The 22,001-nt window shown below is 70.9% G+C and carries 18 protein-coding genes, 1 rRNA gene and 1 riboswitch; of the genes, 5 read left to right on the top strand and 14 right to left on the bottom strand.

What is annotated here, in order from left to right; genetic code table 11:
• Positions 1–29: 29 nt before the first annotated feature.
• On the top strand, positions 30–2,432 hold the full coding sequence (locus tag IE182_RS11985; RefSeq protein WP_190109714.1) for an ATP-binding cassette domain-containing protein: 2,403 nt from the start codon (positions 30–32) through the stop codon (positions 2,430–2,432).
• A gap of 145 nt (positions 2,433–2,577) precedes the next feature.
• Complete coding sequence (locus tag IE182_RS11990) at positions 2,578–3,393, top strand: PhzF family phenazine biosynthesis protein (protein ID WP_190109715.1); 816 nt, start codon at positions 2,578–2,580, stop codon at positions 3,391–3,393.
• A gap of 100 nt (positions 3,394–3,493) precedes the next feature.
• Here IE182_RS11990 and IE182_RS11995 read toward each other — a convergent pair whose 3' ends face one another.
• Positions 3,494–4,219: a CPBP family intramembrane glutamic endopeptidase gene (locus IE182_RS11995; protein ID WP_229844752.1), complete on the bottom strand. Its 726-nt coding sequence runs from the start codon at positions 4,217–4,219 to the stop codon at positions 3,494–3,496.
• 221 nt (positions 4,220–4,440) lie between these two features.
• Positions 4,441–5,943 carry a glutamate-cysteine ligase family protein gene (locus IE182_RS12000; protein WP_190109717.1) on the bottom strand — a complete coding sequence of 501 codons (1,503 nt, stop codon included), beginning with the start codon at positions 5,941–5,943 and terminating at the stop codon, positions 4,441–4,443.
• A gap of 482 nt (positions 5,944–6,425) precedes the next feature.
• Here IE182_RS12000 and IE182_RS12005 point away from each other — a divergent pair, with 482 nt between their 5' ends.
• Positions 6,426–7,013 carry a hypothetical protein gene (locus tag IE182_RS12005; RefSeq protein WP_190109718.1) on the top strand — a complete coding sequence of 196 codons (588 nt, stop codon included), beginning with the start codon at positions 6,426–6,428 and terminating at the stop codon, positions 7,011–7,013.
• A 314-nt stretch (positions 7,014–7,327) separates the two neighbouring features.
• On the top strand, positions 7,328–7,534 hold the full coding sequence (locus IE182_RS12010; protein WP_190109719.1) for a DUF5999 family protein: 207 nt from the start codon (positions 7,328–7,330) through the stop codon (positions 7,532–7,534).
• A gap of 78 nt (positions 7,535–7,612) precedes the next feature.
• Here IE182_RS12010 and gcvP read toward each other — a convergent pair whose 3' ends face one another.
• Positions 7,613–10,498 carry an aminomethyl-transferring glycine dehydrogenase gene (gcvP, locus tag IE182_RS12015; protein WP_190109720.1) on the bottom strand — a complete coding sequence of 962 codons (2,886 nt, stop codon included), beginning with the start codon at positions 10,496–10,498 and terminating at the stop codon, positions 7,613–7,615.
• 189 nt (positions 10,499–10,687) lie between these two features.
• A riboswitch (glycine riboswitch) is annotated at positions 10,688–10,813 on the bottom strand.
• Positions 10,814–10,938: 125 nt separating this feature from the next.
• On the opposite strand from gcvP, the gene IE182_RS12020 reads away from it, so the two are divergent.
• Complete coding sequence (locus IE182_RS12020; protein WP_190109721.1) at positions 10,939–11,331, top strand: PRC-barrel domain-containing protein; 393 nt, start codon at positions 10,939–10,941, stop codon at positions 11,329–11,331.
• Here IE182_RS12020 and IE182_RS12025 read toward each other — a convergent pair.
• The 11 genes from IE182_RS12025 to rrf form a co-directional block, all read right to left on the bottom strand.
• A complete protein-coding gene (locus IE182_RS12025) occupies positions 11,232–12,677 on the bottom strand; it encodes a DNA polymerase IV (RefSeq protein WP_190109722.1) in 1,446 nt (481 codons plus the stop codon). The genes IE182_RS12020 and IE182_RS12025 overlap by 100 nt on opposite strands.
• 89 nt (positions 12,678–12,766) lie before the next feature.
• On the bottom strand, positions 12,767–13,414 hold the full coding sequence (locus IE182_RS12030) for a MerR family transcriptional regulator (protein ID WP_190109723.1): 648 nt from the start codon (positions 13,412–13,414) through the stop codon (positions 12,767–12,769).
• Positions 13,415–13,624: 210 nt separating this feature from the next.
• The gene (locus tag IE182_RS12035) at positions 13,625–14,098 is read right to left on the bottom strand and encodes a bifunctional nuclease family protein (protein WP_099198755.1); all 474 of its coding nucleotides are present in this window, start codon (positions 14,096–14,098) and stop codon (positions 13,625–13,627) included.
• Positions 14,099–14,149: 51 nt separating this feature from the next.
• Entirely contained in the window at positions 14,150–14,929 is a 780-nt protein-coding gene (gene ftsR, locus IE182_RS12040) for a transcriptional regulator FtsR (protein ID WP_190109724.1), read from the bottom strand.
• A 43-nt stretch (positions 14,930–14,972) separates the two neighbouring features.
• On the bottom strand, positions 14,973–15,821 hold the full coding sequence (locus IE182_RS32750) for an FHA domain-containing protein (RefSeq protein ID WP_373303544.1): 849 nt from the start codon (positions 15,819–15,821) through the stop codon (positions 14,973–14,975).
• A gap of 130 nt (positions 15,822–15,951) precedes the next feature.
• Positions 15,952–16,998, bottom strand: a complete 1,047-nt coding sequence (locus tag IE182_RS12050; RefSeq protein ID WP_229844745.1) for a DUF881 domain-containing protein — start codon at positions 16,996–16,998, stop codon at positions 15,952–15,954.
• Positions 16,999–17,003: 5 nt separating this feature from the next.
• A complete protein-coding gene (locus IE182_RS12055) occupies positions 17,004–17,336 on the bottom strand; it encodes a small basic family protein (protein WP_071964751.1) in 333 nt (110 codons plus the stop codon).
• Complete coding sequence (locus IE182_RS12060; protein ID WP_190109725.1) at positions 17,333–18,214, bottom strand: DUF881 domain-containing protein; 882 nt, start codon at positions 18,212–18,214, stop codon at positions 17,333–17,335. The genes IE182_RS12055 and IE182_RS12060 overlap by 4 nt, the downstream gene beginning before the upstream one ends.
• A 169-nt stretch (positions 18,215–18,383) precedes the next feature.
• Positions 18,384–20,879, bottom strand: a complete 2,496-nt coding sequence (locus IE182_RS12065) for a mannose-1-phosphate guanyltransferase (protein WP_190109726.1) — start codon at positions 20,877–20,879, stop codon at positions 18,384–18,386.
• Between the two features lie 74 nt (positions 20,880–20,953).
• A complete protein-coding gene (gene clsA / locus IE182_RS12070; protein WP_190109727.1) occupies positions 20,954–21,544 on the bottom strand; it encodes a cardiolipin synthase ClsA in 591 nt (196 codons plus the stop codon).
• 210 nt (positions 21,545–21,754) lie between these two features.
• Positions 21,755–21,871: ribosomal RNA gene (rrf, locus tag IE182_RS12075) — 5S ribosomal RNA — on the bottom strand.
• Positions 21,872–22,001: the final 130 nt, after the last annotated feature.

A 22,001-nucleotide genomic window follows, 5' to 3' on the forward strand; every position in this document is an offset into this window, starting at 1 on the left:
GCGGTCCCGCCCCGACGGATGGAGACGCGATGAGCAAGGCCACGAGGACGGACACGCGAACGCCTGCCGACCACGCCGCCGACAGCCACGATCTGATCCGCGTGCACGGCGCGCGCGAGAACAACCTCAAGGACGTCAGCATCGAGATCCCGAAGCGTCGCCTCACGGTGTTCACCGGCGTCTCCGGCTCGGGCAAGAGCTCGCTGGTGTTCGACACGATCGCCGCGGAGTCCCAGCGACTGATCAACGAGACCTACAGCGCCTTCGTCCAGGGCTTCATGCCGACGCTGGCGCGGCCCGAGGTCGACGTGCTCGACGGACTGACGACCGCCATCATCGTCGACCAGCAGCGGATGGGCGCCGACCCCCGCTCCACGGTCGGCACCGCCACCGACGCCAACGCGATGCTGCGCATCCTCTTCAGCCGGCTCGGGAAGCCGCACATCGGCCCGCCCGGCGCGTACGCCTTCAACGTCCCCTCGGTCCGGGCGGCCGGTGCGATCACCGTCGAGCGCGGCGACAAGAAGGCGGTCAAGGCGACCTACACCCGCACCGGCGGCATGTGCCCGCGCTGCGAAGGCCGGGGCACGGTGTCCGACATCGACCTCACCCAGCTCTACGACGACTCCAAGTCGCTGGGCGAGGGTGCGCTCACGATCCCCGGCTACAGCATGGACGGGTGGTACGGCCGCATCTTCAAGGGCTGCGGCTTCTTCGACCCCGACAAGCCGATCCGCTCGTACACCAAGAGGGAGCTCCACGACCTCCTCCACAAGGAGCCGACCAAGATCAAGGTCGAGGGCATCAACCTGACGTACGAGGGACTGATCCCGAAGATCCAGAAGTCGATGCTGTCCAAGGACCTCGACGCGCTGCAGCCGCACGTCCGCGCCTTCGTGGAACGGGCGACGACGTTCAGCGTCTGTCCCGAGTGCGAAGGCACCCGGCTCACCGAGGGGGCCCGGTCGTCGAAGATCAAGAAGATCAGCATCGCCGACGCGTGCGCGATGCAGATCAGCGATCTCGCCGAGTGGGTCCGCGGTCTCGACGAGCCGTCGGTGGCGCCGCTGCTCACCGCACTGCAGCAGACCCTCGACTCGTTCGTGGAGATCGGGCTGGGCTACCTCGCGCTCGACCGGCCGTCGGGCACGCTGTCGGGCGGCGAGGCTCAGCGCGTCAAGATGATCCGCCACCTCGGCTCCTCGCTCACCGACGTCACCTACGTCTTCGACGAGCCCACCATCGGCCTGCACCCCCATGACATCCAGCGGATGAACGGCCTGCTGCTGAGGCTGCGGGACAAGGGCAACACCGTGCTCGTCGTGGAGCACAAACCGGAGACGATCGCGATCGCCGACCACGTCGTCGACCTCGGCCCCGGCGCCGGGACGGCGGGCGGCACCGTCTGCTTCGAGGGCACCGTCGAGGGGCTGCGGGCCGGCGGCACCGTCACCGGACGCCATCTCGACGACCGGGCCGCCCTCAAGGAGACGGTGCGGAAGCCCACCGGCCGGCTTCCGGTCCGCGGCGCGACGGCGCACAACCTGCGCGGCGTCGACGTCGACATCCCGCTCGGGGTGCTCTGCGTCGTCACCGGCGTCGCCGGCTCCGGCAAGAGCTCGCTCGTGCACGGGTCGTTGCCCGGGCAGCCGGAGGCCGCCGACCTGGGTGTGGTGTCGGTCGACCAGGGCGCGATCCGCGGCTCGCGACGGAGCAACCCGGCCACGTACACCGGGCTGCTCGACCCGATCCGCAAGGCGTTCGCGAAGGCCAACGGCGTGAAGCCGGCGCTGTTCAGCGCCAACTCCGAGGGCGCCTGCCCCACCTGCAACGGCATCGGCGTCGTCTACACCGACCTGGCGATGATGGCCGGCGTCGCCGCCCCCTGCGAGGAGTGCGAGGGGAGGCGGTACCAGGCATCGGTGCTGGAGTACCACCTCGGCGGCCGCGACATCAGCGAGGTGCTGGCGATGCCGGTGACCGAGGCCGAGGAGTTCTTCGGCGCCGGCGAGGCGCGCACGCCCGCCGCACACCGCATCCTGGGCCGGCTCGCCGACGTCGGGCTCGGCTACCTCAGCCTCGGCCAGCCGCTCACCACGCTGTCCGGCGGCGAGCGGCAGCGGCTCAAGCTGGCCACCCACATGGCCGAGAAGGGCGGCGTCTACGTCCTCGACGAGCCGACCACCGGCCTCCACCTCGCCGACGTCGAGCACCTGCTCGGCCTGCTCGACCGGCTCGTCGACTCCGGCAAGTCGATCATCGTCGTCGAGCACCACCAAGCGGTCATGGCGCACGCCGACTGGATCATCGACCTCGGCCCGGGCGCCGGTCACGACGGCGGCCGGATCGTCTTCGAGGGCACACCCGCCGACCTCGTCGCCGCCCGTTCCACCCTGACCGGCGAGCACCTCGCGGCCTACGTCGGCGCCTGACACCGCCGCGCCGGCCGGGCCCCGCCCGAGCCGGCCCCGACGGGCCCGCCGGGCCACGAGACGCCCGGCGGGCGCCCCCCCTTCCGGTCCACCGCTCGCCAATTGGCCCTGGCCTGCGGTTCTTTCGGCCTCCTACGGTGCTGCCATGCGGATACGAATCGTCGACGCCTTCACCGACCGCCCCTTCGCCGGCAACCCCGCGGGGGTCCTGCTGCTCGACTCCGACGGCTTCCCGGACGACGACTGGCTGCAACGCGTCGCCGTCGAGGTCAACCACGCCGAGACCGCCTTCGCCCACCGGCTGCCGGAGGGTGGAGAGGCCGACTGGGCGCTGCGCTGGTTCACCCCCGCCACCGAGGTCGACATGTGCGGCCACGCCACACTCGCCACGGCCCACGTCCTGCACACCACCGGGGCGGCCACCGGAACCGTGCGCTTCGCCGCCCGCTGCGGCATCCTCACCGCGACCGCGCACGAGGACGGCTCGATCACCCTGGACTTCCCGACCTCGCCGCTCACCCCGCTCGCCGTGCCCGAGGGCGTGGCCGAGGCCCTCGGCGTCACGCCGCTGAGCGCGTACGACACCGCCCCGCACATCGGCGACCTGCTGGTCGAGCTGCCCGACGAGAAGACCGTGCGGGGCCTCGCCCCGGACATCGCCGCACTCGGCCGGCACTCCCGGCGCGGCATCATCGCCACCGCCCCGGCCGAGGACCCGGCGCGTGGCTATGACTACGTCTCGCGCTGCTTCTTCCCGAACGTCGGCATCGACGAGGATCCCGTCACCGGCAGCGCGCACACCGCGCTGGCGCCCTTCTGGTCCGCGCGCCTCGGCCGCGAGGAGCTCACGGGCCTGCAGGCGTCCGCGCGCACCGGCCTGGTCCGCACCACACTGCGCGGCGACCGCACCCTGCTGACCGGCTCCGCCGTCACCACCATCGACGGCGAACTGCTGGGGTAGGCGGGAACGGCACCGGCTCAGGAGCGCCCACCGGCGCCAGGGGCGGGGCGCGCCGCAGCTCAGGAGGCGGGCGCAGCGCAGAAGGCGCGCACCACGCCGGTCAGGCCGTGGGCAGCCAGGGCACCTTGCCCGCCAGCAGCGCGTACCCGACGAACGCCACGACGTCGATCAGCGCGTGCGCGGCCACCAGCGGCCCGACCCGCCCCCACCGCCGGTAGAGCAGGACGAAGACCACGCCCATCACCATGTTCCCGACGAGCCCGCCGATCCCCTGGTAGAGGTGGTACGAGCCGCGCAGCACCGCACTGGCCGCCAGCGCCGCCGCCGGGGTCCAGCCCAGCTGCCCGAGCCGGCGCAGCAGGTAGCCGACGACGATGACCTCCTCCACCACCGCGTTCTGCACGGCGGAGCCGATCAGTACCGGGATCTTCCACCACACGTCGGGAAGGCGCTCCGGCACGACCGTGAGGTTGAAGCCCGCCGCCTGCGCGGCGAGGTAGAAGGCCAGTCCCGTGCCGCCGATCGCGGCGGCGACCAGTGCGCCCCGCGCCAGGTCGGAGCCCGGCCGCGTGCGGTCGAAGCCGATCGCCCGCGGCCCCGCGCCCTCCCGCGTCAGCAGGTGGACCACGAGCAGGACGGGCACCAGGGCCGTGGCGATGCCGAAGAGCTGCCAGGCCAGGTCGAGCCAGGGCCGGCCGGGTGCGTGGGAAGGGTTGAGGGTGGCCGCCTTGTCCTTCAGCCCGCCCGGCCGGGTGGCCGCGCCGATGAAACTGATCAGGGACGAGACCGCGCTCGCACCGAGCGACAGGGCCAGGACGATCAGCATTTCGGCGCGCAGCGTGTGCCGCGCGAGCGGCCCGTCGCCGGCCGGCTGCCCCGCGAGGGCCTCCGGCCGGGTGCCCGCGTCGCCGTTCCGAGCGTTCTGCCGCACTGTCGTCTCCCGTCTGGCCGTCACCGCGGCCGCGCAGCACGACCGGTGATCGCGACCAGTCATGCTGTCACAGCCTGCCCGGTGGCTTCGAGCCGGTGCGGGCGGGCGCGGCGGCGTCAGGCGGCGGGGCCGGCGGGCCAGGCGTGCACGGGCTCGCCGGTGCGCATCAGCTCGCAGTAGCGCCGGGTGGTGGCGGCGAGGGCGGCCTCCCGGTCCAGCCCCTGCTCGCGTGCCCGGTGGTAGGTGGCGGCCTGCCACGAGGCGCCGTTGACCCGGCGCCGGCAGCGTTCCTCGATCACGCCCAGGTAGTGGTCGCGGTCGGCGGGCTCGACGCCCCAGGCGTCGAGTCCGGCGGCGGCCAGCGGGAGGAGTTCCTCCAGGACGAGCCGCACGGCCGGGACCCGTGCCGGGGCGCCGTTGCGGCCGGCCCGGGGCCAGCGCAGGAAGGCTTCGATGCCGTGGCGGCAGGCCGCGTCGAAGTTGTCGGCCGCGACGGCGAACGGCATGCGGGTCCACACCGGCCGCGGCTCCTCGGCCAGCGCCCTGATCAGCCCGTAGTAGAAGGCGGTGTTGGCGATGACGTCGGTGACGGTCGGGCCGGCCGGCAGCACCCGGTTCTCCACCCGCAGGTGGGGGACTCCGTCGGCGACTCCGTAGACGGGGCGGTTCCACCGGTAGACGGTGCCGTTGTGCAGGGTGAGCTCGTGCAGCATCGGCACGCCGCCCTCGTCCAGGACGCGCAGGGGGTCCTCGTCGCTGGAGATGGGCAGCAGGGGCGGGAAGAAGCGCAGGTTCTCCTCGAACAGCTCGTAGGCGGAGGTGATCCAGCGTTCGCCGAACCAGGTGCGCGGCCGTACGCCCTGGACCTGCAGCTCGGGCGGGCGGGTGTCGGTGGACTGGACGAACAGCGGCGGCCGGGACTCGCGCCACAGCTCGCGGCCGAAGAGGAAGGGCGAGTTGGCGCCGACGGCTATCTGGACGCCCGCGACGGCCTGGGCGGCGTTCCAGACGGCCGCGAACCGGCCCGGGGTGACCTGGAGGTGCAGTTGCACGGAGGTGCAGGCGGCCTCGGGGGTGATCGACCGGGCGGTGCAGGTGAGCCGTTCGACGCCGGCGATGTCGATGGTGAATTCCTCGCCGCGGGCGGCCACGACCTGGTCGTTGAGCAGGAAGTACCGGTCGGCGTCGGAGAGGTTGGCGGACACCAGGTCGGCACTCGTGAGCGTCGGCAGAATGCCGATCATGACGATTCCCGAATCGACTTCCATGGCCTTGCGGTCGGCGTAGGACAGGCCGGTCCGCAGCTCCTCGGCGAGCTGGTCGAGAACCCTCCCCGCGAGCCGGTGGGGGACAATGTTCACTTCCAGGTTGAACTGCCCGAGTTCGGTCTGGAAATCATGGCTGGCGATGCGTTCGAGCACCTCTGCATTCACCATGCTCGGCATGCCGTCCGAGCCCGCGAGATTCAGCTCGATCTCCAGCCCCATGAGATTCCGCGGGCGGTCGAACCGCTTCTCCTCCAGCAGCCTCGCCAGCCCTTCCAGACACTGCCGGAGCTTGTTCCGGTGGTGCTGCCGGTCGGCGAGGTCGAACCCCACGGCCACGACCTTCTCACCCATTCAAGCGTCCCTCCTCATACGGGTCGCCCACGGCGCCGACCGCCTTGTCACGGTCGATGATGCCCAGACGACGCGATCGATAACGCATCACGGCGCCCGCATACCCGCTAGGCTCTCGCCGAGCGCACTCCGGCACATTCCATCGGCATGAAGTGAGAACCGGGGCGCGGGCCAATGCGCTGGGCATAAACATCGATCGGATCCGGCCTACCGTTTGTGTTGCAGAGGCCGAGGTCATGGGTATGACCCTGTCACAAAAACACCGAAATCCCCCTCGTGGGCGGGCCCTGATTTCCCCTTGTCGGAAATACCGGCGACAGCTAGACGAAACACCATGTGAACACGTGTCGTATAAACTCCGGAATGAGGCAGAGAGTAGGCGCCCCGGAGTCGGTCCCGGCCCCCCTCTGACCCCCGCACGCCGACAGCGTCGTCGCACCTGCCCAGCTCCACCGTGTCTCCGAAGCGAGAGGCGACCCACCATGCCCCTGCATGTCCCCCCTGCCCCCGCGCCTGCCCTCCGCAGCGTCCGCACGGCCCTCGGTTCCCCCACCGCCGTCCGTGAGGCCCGCACGCCGTCCCTGAGGTCCGCCGGGACGCCGCTCACCCCCGAACTCCCCTTGCCGGTCCACGTCCTGGAGCGGGTCCCGCCGCGGGGCGGGGCACCGCGCACCCGCCTGACGGGCTGGCGCTTCCTGATCAGGGGAGGCGACCGGGCGGTGGCCGCCGGCGAGGCGATGCTCACGCCCGACGGCTGGACCTTCTCCCACTTCTTCGAGGGCCCCTACCTGGCGTCCACCGAGCGGGCCCTGCACCAGGCCGAGGCGTTGCCGACCCCGTACCAGCCGCGCCTGTTGTCGGTTCCCGAGCTCTACATGCTCACCCTGTGGCTGCACGCCGACATCACGGCCGACGCGTCGTCAGAACTCTTCGCCCCGGGCGACCTCCTCGTGCCGCTGGCCCCCGCGCCGCCGGGCATCGCGGCCCACCGCCCGCACCGGGTCACCGATCTGCTGCCCGTCATCACCCTCCGGCTGACCCCCGGCCCGCAGCTCAGGGCGACCGCCTGAGGCACGCGCACGGTCATGCGCCCCGTGCCCCCTGCAGCCAGGGGAGTCGCGGGGCGCACCGCCGTCCCCACCCCTCACCCCTACGGACTAGCCCGTTACGGCCATCCCGAACCCCCCAAAGGGACCGGCGAGTTGGAGGCAACCGCCCGCACGGGTGATGCGTCATCCACCTGTGAGGAGCGTCACCGGTAAATCCCTGCGGAATCAGGCCCGTAGGGCAACACTGGGACCGACGACGTATTCAAACGGGGGGCGGCATGACCACCGCATCGAGCCGCAGGACAGCCACCACATCAGAGCGAAAGATCCCTTCCATGTGCCAGCACCAGCCCACGTGCCCGTCAGCCGACTCCAGCGACCGGGAGGCCGCCCACTTGGTGGCCGCCTACCCGGAGCAGGGATGGAGCCTGCTGTGCAATGGCGTCCTCTGCTTCGAGGACACCGGTGAGCTGCTGCCGGACGGGCAGATCATCGCCCCGCACCGGTCGCTCGGCACCGACCACGTGGTGACCGCCGCCTAGCGCGGCACACGCACATAAGAAGGGGCCGGCCCGGCGCGAACGCCGAACCGGCCCCGACCCCTGTCAGGAGGTTACGCGTCAGCCGTCGTACTCCTCCAGCGGCGGGCAGGAGCAGACGAGGTTCCGGTCGCCGAAGGCGCCGTCGACGCGGCGCACCGGCGGCCAGTACTTGTCGGCGGCGGACACCCCGGCCGGGAAGACGGCCTCCTCACGGCTGTAGGGGTGCTCCCAGGCACCGGCCACCGAGGCGGCGGTGTGCGGGGCGTTCCGCAGCGCGTTGTCGTCCTTGTCCCACTCCCCCGAGCCGACCTTGTCGATCTCGGCGCGGATGGCGATCATCGCCTCGCAGAAACGGTCCAGCTCGGCGAGGTCCTCGCTCTCCGTCGGCTCGATCATCAGCGTGCCGGCGACGGGGAAGGACATGGTCGGCGCGTGGAAGCCGTAGTCGATGAGCCGCTTGGCGACGTCGTCGACGCTCACCCCGGTCGCCTTGGTCAGCGGCCGCAGGTCCACGATGCACTCGTGGGCGACGAGGCCGTTGGGGCCGGTGTAGAGCACCGGGTAGTGCGGCTCCAGGCGCTTGGCGATGTAATTGGCGCCGAGGACGGCGACCTGGGTGGCGCGCTTGAGGCCCTCGCCGCCCATCAGGCGCACGTACGACCAGGAGATCGGCAGGATGCCGGCGGAGCCCCACGGCGCAGCCGAGATCGGCCCGACGCCCGTGGCCGGACCGGCGGTGGGCTGCAGCGGGTGGTTGGGCAGGTACGGGGCGAGGTGGGCGCGGACGGCGACCGGGCCGACGCCGGGGCCACCGCCGCCGTGCGGGATGCAGAAGGTCTTGTGCAGGTTCAGGTGCGAGACGTCGCCGCCGAAGTGGCCCGGCTTGGCCACGCCCACCAGCGCGTTGAGGTTCGCGCCGTCGACGTAGACCTGTCCGCCGGCCTCGTGGACGGCCGCGCAGATGTCGGCGACGTGCTCCTCGAAGACGCCGTGCGTCGACGGGTAGGTGATCATCAGCACGGACAGCTCGTCGCGGTACTGCTCGATCTTGGCGCGCAGGTCGTCGGCGTCGACCTCGCCGTCGTCCGCGGTCTTGACCACGACGACCTTCATGCCGGCCATCACGGCGCTGGCGGCGTTGGTGCCGTGCGCGGAGGACGGGATGAGGCAGACGGTGCGCTGGTCGTCGCCGTTGGCGCGGTGGTAGGCGCGGACGGCCAGCAGGCCCGCGAGCTCACCCTGCGAGCCGGCGTTCGGCTGGAGGGAGACCTTGTCGTAGCCGGTGACCTCGGCGAGCCGCTCCTCCAGCTCCGTGATGAGCGTCGTGTAGCCCGCGGCCTGCTCGACCGGCGCGAAGGGGTGCAGCGCGCCGAACTCGGGCCAGGTGACCGGCTCCATCTCGGTGGTGGCGTTGAGCTTCATGGTGCAGGAGCCGAGCGGGATCATGCCACGGTCCAGGGCGTAGTCCCGGTCGGCGAGGCGGCGCAGGTAGCGCAGCATCGCGGTCTCGGAGCGGTGCTGGTGGAAGACCGGGTGCGTGAGGTACTCGCCGGAGCGCAGCAGGCCCTCGGGGAGCGCGTCCTCGACCACCGCGTCGAGCGCCTCGACGTCGGCCTCGGCGCCGAAGGCCGACCACACCGACGCCACCTGGGCCCGGGTGGTGGTCTCGTCGCAGGCGATGCCGACGTGGTCGGCGTCGGTCAGGCGCAGGTTGACGCCGAGCTCGCGGGCGGCGGCGACGACCTCGGCGGCGCGGCCGGGGACGCGCGCGGTGAGGGTGTCGAAGTACGCGCCGTGGACGATCTCGACGCCGGCGCCGCGCAGGCCCTCGGCGAGGAGGGTGGTGTAGCGGTGGGTGCGGCGGGCGATCGCGGCGAGGCCCTCGGGGCCGTGGTAGACGGCGTACATGCCGGCCATCACGGCGAGGAGCACCTGCGCGGTACAGATGTTGCTGGTGGCCTTCTCTCGGCGGATGTGCTGCTCGCGGGTCTGCAGGGCGAGGCGGTACGCCTTGTTGCCGTCGGCGTCGACGGAGACGCCGACCAGGCGGCCGGGAAGGCTGCGGGCGTACTGGTCGCGGACGGCCATGTAGCCGGCGTGCGGGCCACCGAAGCCCATGGGGACGCCGAAGCGCTGGCTGGTGCCGACGGCGATGTCGGCGCCGAGCTCGCCGGGCGAGGTGAGCAGCGTCAGGGCGAGCAGGTCGGCGGCGACGGTGACGATCGCGCCGAGGCCGTGGGCCTGCTCGATGACCGGGCGCAGGTCGCGCACGGCGCCGGAGGCACCGGGGTACTGCAGCAGGACGCCGAAGACGCCGCGCTCGGCGATCTCGGCGGGGATGCCCGCGGAGAGATCGGCGACGACGACCTCGACGCCGGTGGGCTCGGCCCGCGTCTGTATGACGGCGACCGTCTGCGGCAGGGCGTCGGCGTCGATGAGGAAGACGCCGTTCTTGACCTTGCCGACACGTCGGGAGAGCGACATCGCCTCGGCGGCCGCGGTGCCCTCGTCGAGCAGGGAGGCGCCGGAGGTCGGCAGTCCGGTCAGGTCGGCGACGACGGTCTGGAAGTTGAGGAGCGCTTCCAGCCGGCCCTGGGAGATCTCGGGCTGGTACGGCGTGTAGGCCGTGTACCAGGCGGGGTTCTCCATGACGTTGCGAAGGATCACCGGCGGGGTGAACGTGCCGTGGTAGCCGAGGCCGATCATGGGGGCGAGGACCTGGTTGCGGTCTGCGAGAGTGCGCAGCTCGGCGAGGACCTCGGCCTCGGTGCGGGCGTCGGGCAGGGCCAGGGCCTCGGTGCTGCTGATCACGGCCGGCACGGCGGCGGCGGTGAGTTCGTCGAGCGATCCGAAGCCGACCTGGGCGAGCATCTTCGCCTGGGCCTCGCTGTCGGGGCCGATGTGGCGGGCCTCGAAGGGCGTGCCACGTTCCAGGTCGGAAAGGGAGCTGCGGTGGGCTGTCATCTGCGGAGGCCTCCTGGTCGTCACGACCTGCGAGGGGTACCACGGCGCGGGTACCCGGACGGCCTCCCCCTCTGTCATCTCAACCTGAGAGCTTCACCGGGCCACGCACTACGGCCCGGCTTTCACCGTCGGTGAGGAAGGGCTCGGCGTTCGTGCCTGACCGGGGCCCGCCCTGCTTTCCAGAGTGACCTCGCCTGTGCGGTACATGTGCCTGAGAGATTCCGGGGAGGATTTGCTCCTTCGGCGCCTCCCCCCAGGGCCCGGCGTCCGGTATCCGGACTGGGTCTTGGTGGAGGACTCTCCCGCACGGGTCTGCGGCCAATCGCCAGCCTACCAGCGTGCCTTTCCGGGCGGATCTCCCGAGTGGCCGGTTCCCGGTTTGTGCACTTTCGTGGTTTCCGGGGCGGCTCGGGGGACCCGGACGACCCACGGGAGGAAACGTGCAGACCGACATCGATCCCCGGAGCCTGATCGGCCGCAAGGCCCTCGACCGCAACGGCATCAAGATCGGCACCGTGGACGAGGTGTACCTCGACGACGTGACCGGGGCACCGGAGTGGGCGGCCGTGCGCACCGGCCTCTTCGGCCGGGACGCCTTCGTACCGCTGGAGCCGAGCCGGGTCGAGGGCGACGTCCTGCGCATCCCCTACGAGCGGTCCTTGATCAGGCAGGCGCCGGGCTTCGGGGTGGGCCGGCACCTCTCGCCCGAGCAGGAGCTGCAGCTCTACCACCACTACGGGCTCGCCCTCCCGGCACCGGACGCCACCGGCTCACCCTCGCCGCCGGGCACGCCCACCCCGCCGGCGGAGGGGACCGGTAAGGCCGGGGGCTGAGCGGCTTCGTCGCGCACGAGCGGCAGGGGCTCGCCCGGGGTGAGGTCGGGGTCGTCGACGCTGAACGTGCGGACCCGCCCCGGCACGGACCAGGGCTGCTCGAAGCGGACGGTGACCCGCCCGACGCCGCTGCCCTGGACCCAGCCCGCCCCGTACTCGGTGTGCAGGACGTCCGCCCCGGGCAGCCACCGCCGGGGCTGCTCGACGGCGTCGGCCGCCTCCTGCGGCTCGGCGGCCTCCTGCGGCTCGCTCGCGGTGCCCTGTGCGGCCTCTCCGGCCGCCTGGGCGAAGAGATCCTCCTGGGTGTAGTCGGCGAGGCCGGAGACGCCGACGCCGAGCAGCCGCACGCCCGCGGTGGTATCGACGCCGTCGAGCAGCCGGGCGGCCGCCTCGCGCACGACCCCCGGGTCGTCCGTCGGCCCGCGCAGCGTCTCGGAGCGGGTCAGCGTCGAGAAGTCGTAGCGCCGGACCTTGATGACGACCGTGCGCCCGGAGCGCCCGGCGCCGCGCAGCCGCTGTACGCACCGGTCGGCAAGGCGGGCGAGCTCCAGCTGGACGCGGGTGCGGTCGGTCAGATCCTCGGCGAAGGTGTCCTCGACCGAGACGGACTTGGCGTCCCGCTCGGCCACGACGGGGCGGTCGTCATGGCCCGTGGCCAGCGCGTACAGGCCCGCGCCGTGGGCCCTGCCGAGCAGCCGCACCAGTTCGTCCTCGCCGGCGTCGGCCGTCTCGGCCACGGTGGCGATCCCGGCGCGTCGCAGGGTCTCGGCGGTGGCGGGGCCGACGCCGGGGATGGCGCGCACCGACATCGGGCCGAGCAGCTCCAGCTCGGTGCCGGGCTCGATGAGCAGGAGACCGTCGGGCTTGGCGCCCTCCGAAGCGATCTTGGCGAGCATCTTGGAGCCCGCGAGCCCCACCGAGGCCGTGAGGCCCGTGGCCGCCGTGATGTCCCGCCGCAGCCGCTCCCCCACGGCCCTGACGGCCGCCGACGAGGGCTCCACGCCGCCCGCTTCGAGGTCGACGAACGCCTCGTCGAGGCTCAGGGGCTCCACCAGCGGCGACAGCTGCCCGAGCAGCCCCATGACCACCTGGCTTATCTGCTGGTAGAGGCTGAACCGTGGGGTGAGGTAGGCGGCGTTGGGACACAGCCGCCGGGCCTGGGCGGTCGCCATGGCGGAGTGGACGCCGAAGACGCGCGCCTCGTACGAGGCCGTGGCCACGACGCCCCGCGGGCCGACCCCTCCGACCACCACGGGCTTCCCGCGCAGGCTGGGCTTGGCCGCCTGCTCCACCGAAGCGTAGAAGGCGTCCATGTCCAGATGCAGAATCGTCGGTGCACCTCTCACACGACAGATGCTGCCGCACACCACTGACAATCGCACTGACCAGCGATGGAGCGCCCCACCCGGCACGGTGCGCCGGGTGGGGCGCGGGGTCAGCCGGCGCGGTTGCGGCGCCGTGCGAGCTCGTCGGCGGGGTTGTGGCCGATGAGCGTCTCACCGGTGTCCACGCGCTCGCCGTGCAGCTGCGCCAAGGCGCTCTCGACGTCGCGCCAGACGACGCCGACCGCGATCCCGAAGACGCCCTGTCCACCCTGGAGGAGGTCGACGACCTCGTCGGGCGACGTGCACTCGTAGACCGTGGCGCCGTCGCTCATGAGCGTCATCTGCGCCAGGTCGGCCATGCCGCGCGTGCTCAGGTGCTGCACGGCGGTGCGGATGTTCTGCAGCGAGACCCCGGTGTCCAGCAGCCGCTTGACGATCTTCAGGACGACCACGTCCCGGAAGCTGTACAGCCGCTGGCTGCCGGAGCCGTACGCCGGCCGGACGCTGGGCTCCACAAGGCCCGTGCGCGCCCAGTAGTCCAGCTGCCGGTAAGTGATGCCCGCCGCCGCGCATGCCGTCGGCCCCCGGTATCCGATGCCGTCCGACCCCCGGGATCCGGAGCCGTCGGAACCGTCGGAATCGCTCCCCCGCGGAGTGGTGACCGCCGCCGTAGCGGAATAGCGGGGCACTGGTTCGACCGTTCCCCCATGCAGCGGATACGGACCGCCAACCGCCGTACCGTCGCCCGTGCTTCTCACGCCGACCTCCGTCCTTGACCTGCCTTCTCGACGGTAGGCAGTCGCTCGGGGTGCGTCAACGATCGCCACACTCGGCACGCCGAGTGATAATCACCCTGAGAGTGGTTTTACGTGTCCAGGTAGCGGGAAAGGCTACTCGAATGGCCCCCTGGCCGCCGCTGAGGCACGGCCGGGCAGCGCCCTCACGACACTCTCCGGCCGTCGGCGCGCTCACTGGTTGCTGCTGCCGAAGTCCTCGGGCGAGATCTGGTCGAGGAACTCGCGGAACTTCTCCACTTCGTCCTCCTGCTCGTCCGGGATGGCGATCCCCGCGTCGTCCAGCACACCGTCGCTGCCGTAGATCGGCGTACCGGTGCGCAGCGCCAGCGCTATGGCGTCGGACGGCCTCGCGCTGACCTCCACCCCGCTGGCGAAGACGAGCTCCGCGTAGAACACGCCCTCGCGCAGGTCCGTGATGCGGACCTCGGCGAGCTGCTGCCCCACCGCCTCCAGCACGTCCTTGAACAGGTCGTGGGTCAGCGGGCGGGCAGGGGCCATGCCCTGCTGGGCGAAGGCGATCGCCGTCGCCTCCCCCGGCCCGATCCAGATCGGGAGGTAACGGTCGCCTCCCACTTCACGCAGGAGCACGATCGGCTGGTTGGAGGGCATTTCCACCCGGACACCCACGACATCGAGCTCGTTCACACAGCAACCCTAGGACGTGCCCGGCAGGTTTGGGTAGTCGGGCACTGTGCGTCACTGTCCCCGGGGGTGCAGGGCGGCCCGCACCAGGGCCGCGTGGAGCCGCACGGCCAGGGTGGCCAGCTCCTTCGCGGTGGCCTCGGCATGCGCCCTGGTCTGCGGGTTGCGGTGCCTGCGAAGCGGTGCGACCACCTGTTCGATAAGTCCGGCCTCGCGGTCGGCGGCGGCCTTCACGGCGCGCAGGTGGCGCGGCTCCAGACCGAATCCGCCCAGGTCCGCGACCAGCCGCGCGATCGTCACGGAATCGACGTCGAATCCGCCGTCCGGGTGGGCACAGAGCAGGCCGTAGGACTCCCACTCGACCAGCTCGCCCTCCGTGACGCCCGCGGTGGCCAGGAGCTCCGCCCTGCCGATGCGGGCGGCCGTGCGGCCCTCCGGGCCGCCGGGGCCCCCGTCGGCCTCCTGCGGGCCCTCCGGGGCCTCCAGGAGGTCGAGCACGTCGCGGGGCTGGGCGGGGGCGGGGAGCTGGACCCGCTCACCCCGGGCCAGGGCGTCCAGCTGCTCGCGGATGACCTTGAGCGGGAGGTAGTGATCGCGCTGCATCCGCAGGACGTACCCGAGCCGCTCCACGTCGTCCGTACTGAACTTGCGGTAGCCGGAGGGCGTGCGCCGCGGCTCGACCAGGCCCTCCGCCTCCAGGAACCTGATCTTGGAGATGGTGACCTCGGGGAACTCCTCGCGCAGCAGGTTGAGCACCGTGCCGATGCTCACCAGCCGGCCTTCCGCACCGGCGGCACCGGAAGATCCGGTACCGCCCGACGGTGTCCGAAGCATGGCCCTCCCTGGAGGTGCACCCGGACCGGGGTCCGGGAGAGGGTCAGATGCCCCGCTGGCTGCCGAAGAAGACCAGCCGGTACTTGCCGATCTGCACCTCGTCGCCGTTCGACAGCGCGACGGAGTCGATGGGCTCCCGGTTGACGTACGTGCCGTTGAGGCTGCCGACGTCGGTGACGGTGAAGCTGCCGTCCTGCTCCCGGCGGAACTCCACGTGCCGGCGCGAGACGGTGACGTCGTCGAGGAAGATGTCGCTCTGCGGGTGCCGGCCCGCCGTGGTGACGTCGGCGTCCAGCAGGAAGCGGCTGCCGGAGTTGGGGCCGCGCCGGACCACCAGCAGCGCCGAGCCCAACGGCAGCGCGTCGACGGCGGCCTGCGCCTCGGGCGACAGGGCCGGGATCGCCGTCTGGCCGGTCGTCTCCGAGTCGTACGCCTCAAGACCGGAGATGGAAATGGTCGAGGTCGTCTCCGAGGCACGCTCGGCGACGGCTCCCGGCCGCAGCGGCGCGCCGCAGTTGGAACAGAACCGGCTGGCCTCGGCGTTCCGGTGGCCACACCTCGTACATACCGGCAAGGCAAACCCTCCACCCGCACTTGAGGTCGCTGGTGCCTCGAAACCTATGCGCCCCGCCTGGGCAGGGTCAACAGAGGACGCGCCCTGACTGCCCGGAATGTCGCCTCCCGGCATCCCCGCGGCGTCCATCTGGTCGCGGAACAGCGGACGACCCTCGTGGCCCCCCTCGCCGCCGTCCACCGGACGCGCGGCCCGGTGCCGGGCGGTACCGCCCTCCTGGCGTGCGCTCTTGCCGAACAACTTCGCAAACAACTTCACGGGCGATTCCCCTTGACCGAAACAGACCCGCCCGTGGGGCAGGACAAACCCTTGCTGCACACACCGTCCGACCTGGACATCCTTACAACGTCCGCAGTCAACAGACAGTTTCCATCACGCACCACGAACCCGGTGCGCCGACCCCCCGCAACCTCCCGCCCTCCCCGCGGGCCCCGTCTGCGCGCCACTCTCACTGCGATGACGACCGAGCGTAGTCAGGCCGCTTCGCCGGGCGCAAGGCGTCGACAATGATCTTCTCAGACCGGGAGACACTGACTCCCGCCTGCTCCTTCTCCAGAGTCTGCACCACACCACCAGGGATGTTCAGCGCGGGCTCCAGGTCCTGCGGCTTGCCGATGACCTTGAACTTATAGGGCTGGGAGACCTTTTTCCCATCGATCTCCACCTTTCCGGCAGAGCCGGAAAAATAGGTGTCGGCCACGACCCGGACGTCGTTGATCTGGATCGCCTCCGCCCCCGCGGCCCTCAGCTCCTGGATGGTGTCGAGGAGTTTGTCCGCCTCGACCGCACCCTTCGCGTCGCTCACCGTGAGCTCGATGCCGGGCCCCTGCGCCGCCACCGTACCCGCGAGCACGCCGAGCTGCTCCTCCTTCTGCGCCGTCTGCTTACGGGCCTCGGCGGCCTGGTTGGAGCTGGACTCCAGCTCCGTCCGCTGATTGTCCAGCCGGCGCTTCTCGTCCTCCAGCCGCTTGGTGCGGTTGTCGAGCTCGTCCAGGATGCGCACGAGGTCCTCCTGGCGGGCCCCGCGCAGCGCGCTGTTGTCGCTCGTCGACCGGACCTGGATGGCCAGCCCGAGCCCGAGCACGCACAGCAGCACCGCCACGGTGAGCTGGGCCCGTGTCAGCCTCGGGGGCCACAGCCCGTTCATCAACCGTTGACGTCCCGTCAACGGCGCGGCCGCCGGAGCGCTTTCCTTTCGGGGCACGGCACCGTCCTGCGGGGCCGCTCCGGGCTCCGGCTCGGGCTCGGGCTGCGACTCGGGCTCGGGCTGCGACTCGGGCTGCCGTGGCCCGTCCGGGCCCTTCGGCTCCCCGGGCTCCTGCGCCGCGCCGGCCTCGCCGCCCTTGCGCGGGTCACCACCGGGCTGCGGCTTTTGCGGCTCTTGCGGCTCCTGCGCTTCCTCCGGCCGTTCGGCCTTCTCCGGCTTCTTCGGCTCCCCGGCCTTCTCGGGCCGGCCCGGCTCTCCGGACATCTCCGGGGTGTCGTCTGTGCTCATCGGTCTCACGCCCGGAAGATGTGCCGCCGGATGGCGGCCGCGTTGGAGAAGATACGGATACCCAGGACGACCACGACACCCGTGGACAACTGTGCCCCGACGCCGAGCTTGTCGCCCAGGAAGACGATCAGCGCGGCCACCACCACATTGGACAGGAACGACACGACGAAGACCTTGTCGTCGAAGATCCCGTCGAGCATCGCCCGCAGACCACCGAACACCGCGTCCAGCGCCGCCACCACGGCGATGGGAAGGTAGGGCTCGACCGCCGTCGGCACCACGGGGCGGACGACCAGCCCGACCACGACTCCCACGATGAGGCCCAATACGGCGATCACGATGTGCCCTTCCCTGGCTTTGCGGTACGTACGATCAGACTCGGCGCGGCAGGCAGCCGGACCTCGTCCTGGGCGGAAATGCTGGCGCGCACCCCGTAGTTCTGCTGCAGAACGTGCAGATACTGGCCGTCGGCACTGTCCTGGAACGCGGTGCTCAACCGCTGACCGTCCCCGATCGCCAGCACCGTGTACGGCCGCACCAGCGGCTTGTTGTCGACCAGTATGGCGTCCCCCGCGGCCCTGATCGCCGACAGCGACGTCAGCCGCTGGCCGTTGATGGCGATGGCCTCCGCACCGGACTGCCACAGGCCGTTGACGATGCGCTGCATGTCGCGGTCGCGCACGCGCCCCGTGTCGGAGAAGCCACTGCTCTCCCGGGGGCCACCGCCACCCGTTTTGGACTGTTTCGCATCGTCGACGACCACTTTGACCCCGGGGCCCTGCACGGGCGTGGCACCGGCGAGCAGCGACACCAACTCCGCCTTGTCCCCACCGTGTTTCTGCAGCACGTCACGCTGCTTCGAGCCGACCGCGTCCCGCAGGGTGTCGACGTTCTCCTGCAGCGTGTCGGCAGCCGACGTCTCCGCCTCGATCCGCTGGATGAGCTGCTCGCGCTCCTTGGCCAGCGTCGGTGCCGATATCCGCGCCTGCGCCGCACCCAGGGTCACCACCACGGCCGACAGCAGCAGCGCGGCGGCGAGCCCCAACTTGGCACGGAGCGTGCTCGGAAGGCCCTTGCCGCCCTCACCACGCCGCGCCGCGGCCTCCGCGTAGCCCTCGTCCAGGCTGTGATCCATCACATTGGTCAGCAGCGACATGGAGGCATCGGGGCGCGGAGGCGGCGATGAGGTGCTCCGAACGGGGGGCTGCTGCGACATGCCGCACATCGTCGCACGTCGGGGCCGTCGTCTCCCAATGGCCCCACCGGCGCGCCGGATCCGGGACAGATCCGGGACAATCCAGGAACAGGGAAACGACGCCCCACCCGCCCCGCACGGGCCGCCCTTCGGACATCAGGACGACGTCCGGGGCGGCCCGTGCACGGTGTCAGCGCCCGGCACCGTCCACGACGGCCGACCACTCGTCCAGCAGCGCCTGGGCCGAGGCGTCGTCAGGGCCCTCGGCCCACAGGTGCGTCACCGCTTCGGCCGGGTCGGGCAGCACCATCACCCAGCGCCCGTCGGCCTCGACCACGCGCACCCCGTCGGTCGTGTCGACCGACCGGTCCCCCGCGGCCTCCACGACGTGCCGCATGACCAGGCCCTTGACCGCCCACGGCGTCGCCAGGTCGCGGCGCAGGACGTGAGCGCGCGGAATTCGGGCGTCTATCTGGCTGAGGGTGAGCTGCGTCCGTGCCACCAGCCCGATGAGCCGGACGAACGCGGCCGTACCGTCGAAGACGCTGCTGGACTCCGGCACGATGAAGCCGCCCCGGCCGTCGCCGCCGAAGATGGTCGACTCGGCCCGGCCGACCCGCGTCAGGTCGTCCGGTGACGTCGTCGTCCACTCCACCTGCGTGCCGTGGTACGCGGCCACCTGCTCGGCGATGCGCGTCGTCGTCACCGGCAGCGCCACGCGCCCGCTGCGCCGCTCGGCCGCGACCAGGTCCAGCAGCACCAGCAGGGCCCGGTCGTCCTCGACGATGCGTCCCCGCTCGTCCACGAGGGAGATCCGCTCGCCCACCGGGTCGAACCGAACGCCGAACGCTGCCCGCGCCGACGCCACGATCTCCCCCAGCCGTACGAGCCCGGAGCGGCGCGCGTCGGCGGTCTCCGTCGGCCGTGCCTCGTCGAGCCCGGGGTTGATGGTGAGCGCGTCCACGCCCAGCCGGCCGAGGAGGCTGGGAAGGACGAGACCAGCGCTGCCGTTGGAGGCGTCGACGACGACCTTGAGGCCGGCCTCGGCCACACCGGTGGTGTCCACGGACCGCAGCAGCGATCCCGTGTAGGAGTCGTAGACGCTGGACGGGAAGGACAGGTCCCCGATCTCCCCGGGGAACGCGCGCCGGTACTCCTGGCGGGCGTAGACCCGGTCGAGCTTGCGCTGCCCGGCCTGGGAGAGGTCGGCGCCGCGCTCGTCGAGGAACATGATGTCCACCGAGTCCGGCACGCCCGGCGACGTGCGGATCATGATGCCGCCGGCGCTGCCCCGCGCGGTCTGCTGGCGCGCCACCGGCAGCGGTACGTTCTCCAGGTCGCGGACGTCGATGGCGCTGGCCTGCAGGGCCGAGATCACCGCGCGCTTGAGCGCACGGGCACCCCGTGAATGGTCACGCGCCGTGGTGACGGTCGCGCCCTTCTTCAACGTGGTCGCGTACGCCCCGGCGAGCCGCACCGCGAGCTCCGGCGTGATCTCCACGTTGAGGATGCCGGACACGCCGCGCGCGCCGAAGAGATGGGCCTGGCTGCGGGACTCCCAGATGACCGAGGTGTTGACGAACGCACCCGCCTCGATGGTCTTGAAGGGATAGACCCGGACGTTCCCCTGGATAATCGATTCCTCGCCGACGAGGCACTCGTCCCCGATGACGGCTCCGTCCTCGATCCTGGCGGCGCGCATGATGTCGGTGTTCTTGCCGATGACGCAGCCGCGCAGGTTGCTCTGCTGGCCCACGTAGACGTTGTCGTGCACCACGGCCTTGTGGAGGAAGGCACCGCTCTTGACCACGACGTTGGAGCCGACCACCGTGTGCTCACGGATCTCGGCGCCGGCCTCCACCTTCGCGTAGTCGCCGATGTAGAGCGGGCCGCGCAGGGTCGCGTCGGGGTGCACGTCGGCGCCCTCGGCCACCCAGACGCCGGGCGAGATCTCGAAACCGTCTATGTCGACGTCGACCTTGCCGTCCAGGACGTCCGCCTGGGCCTTGACGTAGCTCTCGTGGGTGCCGACGTCCTCCCAGTAGCCCTCGGCGACATAACCGAAGACGGGCTTGCCTTCCTTCATCAGCTGCGGGAAGACGTCCCCGGACCAGTCGACGGGCACATCGGCCTTCACGTAGTTGAAGACCTCGGGCTCCATGACGTAGATGCCCGTATTGACGGTGTCGGAGAAGACCTGGCCCCACGTCGGCTTCTCCAGGAAGCGTTCGACCCTGCCCTCCTCATCGACAATGGTGATGCCGAATTCCAGCGGATTGGGTACCCGGGTGAGGCAGACGGTGACGAGGGCGCCCTTGTCCTTGTGGAACCGGATCAGCTCCGTGAGGTCGAAATCCGTGAGGGCATCGCCGGAGATGACGAGGAAGGCGTCGTCCTTGAGCGCCTCTTCGGCGTTCTTGACGCTGCCCGCCGTGCCGAGTGGCTTTTCCTCGTTGGCATAGGTGAGCTCCATGCCCAGTTCCTCACCGTCACCGAAGTAGTTCTTCACGAGTGAGGCGAGGAACTGCACAGTCACCACGGTTTCGGTGAGCCCGTGCCGTTTGAGCAGGCGCAGCACATGCTCCATGATCGGCCTATTGGCCACCGGCAGGAGCGGCTTGGGCATGCTTGAGGTCATGGGGCGAAGGCGAGTGCCTTCACCACCGGCCATCACGACGGCCTTCATGTCGGAAGCGTCCTCCTTGAGAGACGACGGTCATGCCGACTTCACGCCAGGTAAAGCCCGTGACGGGGGCGATGTCAGTCGGCCGTGGCGTCCGCCTTCACCAGGCGGCGGACCTGAACCACGTAGAGGATCCCTGCCCACCAATACAGGGTTGTACCCCATCCGGCGAACGCCCATCCGAAAATCGCGGCGAGTGAGGGCAACCAGCCCTCACCGTCACTGAGAAGCAGCAACGGGAAGGCATACATCAGGTTGAAGGTCGCGGCCTTGCCGAGGAAGTTCACCTGCGGCGGCGGATAACCGTGGCGCCTCAGGATCCACACCATGACCAGCAGCATCGCTTCGCGGGCGAGGAGGGCCAGGGTCATCCAGAGGGGGAGGATCTCACGCCACGTCAGGCCGAAGAGGGTGGAGAGGATGTAGAGCCGGTCGGCGGCGGGGTCGAGCAGCCGGCCGAGGCTGCTGATCTGGTTCCAGCGCCGGGCGAGCTTTCCGTCGAGGTAGTCGCTGACGCCGCTGAGCGCCAGGACGAGGAGAGCCCAGCCGTCGTGCTTCTGAAGAATCAGCCACAGGAAGAGGGGTACGCCGACGAGGCGCGCCATGCTGAGGATGTTCGGGATGGTGAGGACGCGGTCGGTCTGAACGCGCGTCTCCTGGACCTCCACCCGGGGGCCTCCTGTGGGGGATATGTACCAACGATGTCCCACGACTTTACCCCCAGGCGAGTTGGGCGGGCGCGGAGGGGGCGAAGGGGCCGGGGGACGGCGGTCGGGGGAGGGACGGCGGGCCGCTGAAACGGCCGGTGAAGTGGCCGGTAAATGCAAGAAAGCCCTGGCAGGACCCGAAAGGGTCCCACCAGGGCTTCCTGAATAATTGTTCGGCGGCGTCCTACTCTCCCACAGGGTCCCCCCTGCAGTACCATCGGCGCTGAAAGGCTTAGCTTCCGGGTTCGGAATGTAACCGGGCGTTTCCCTAACGCTATGACCACCGAAACACTATGAAGTTAACCAACCCGGCAATGACACAGGTCGTTACTTCAGAACCTACACAGTGGACGCGAGCAACTGAGGACAAGCCCTCGGCCTATTAGTACCAGTCAGCTCCAACCGTTACCGGTCTTCC

Origin of the sequence: Streptomyces cinnamoneus, assembly GCF_014650495.1 — a bacterium.
Lineage (GTDB): Bacteria > Actinomycetota > Actinomycetes > Streptomycetales > Streptomycetaceae > Streptomyces > Streptomyces cinnamoneus.

Bases quoted from the DNA above. Each gene is read 5' to 3' on its own strand.
- IE182_RS12005 (WP_190109718.1), top strand. From the start codon at position 6,426: ATGCCCCTGCATGTCCCCCCTGCCCCCGCGCCTGCCCTCCGCAGCGTC.
- IE182_RS12050 (WP_229844745.1), bottom strand. From the start codon at position 16,998: ATGAGCACAGACGACACCCCGGAGATGTCCGGAGAGCCGGGCCGGCCC.
- IE182_RS11985 (WP_190109714.1), top strand. From the start codon at position 30: ATGAGCAAGGCCACGAGGACGGACACGCGAACGCCTGCCGACCACGCC.
- IE182_RS12010 (WP_190109719.1), top strand. From the start codon at position 7,328: ATGTGCCAGCACCAGCCCACGTGCCCGTCAGCCGACTCCAGCGACCGG.
- IE182_RS12000 (WP_190109717.1), bottom strand. From the start codon at position 5,943: ATGGGTGAGAAGGTCGTGGCCGTGGGGTTCGACCTCGCCGACCGGCAG.
- gcvP (WP_190109720.1), bottom strand. From the start codon at position 10,498: ATGACAGCCCACCGCAGCTCCCTTTCCGACCTGGAACGTGGCACGCCC.
- IE182_RS11990 (WP_190109715.1), top strand. From the start codon at position 2,578: ATGCGGATACGAATCGTCGACGCCTTCACCGACCGCCCCTTCGCCGGC.
- IE182_RS12060 (WP_190109725.1), bottom strand. From the start codon at position 18,214: ATGTCGCAGCAGCCCCCCGTTCGGAGCACCTCATCGCCGCCTCCGCGC.
- IE182_RS11995 (WP_229844752.1), bottom strand. From the start codon at position 4,219: ATGCTGATCGTCCTGGCCCTGTCGCTCGGTGCGAGCGCGGTCTCGTCC.
- IE182_RS12065 (WP_190109726.1), bottom strand. From the start codon at position 20,879: ATGAAGGCCGTCGTGATGGCCGGTGGTGAAGGCACTCGCCTTCGCCCC.
- ftsR (WP_190109724.1), bottom strand. From the start codon at position 14,929: ATGCTTCGGACACCGTCGGGCGGTACCGGATCTTCCGGTGCCGCCGGT.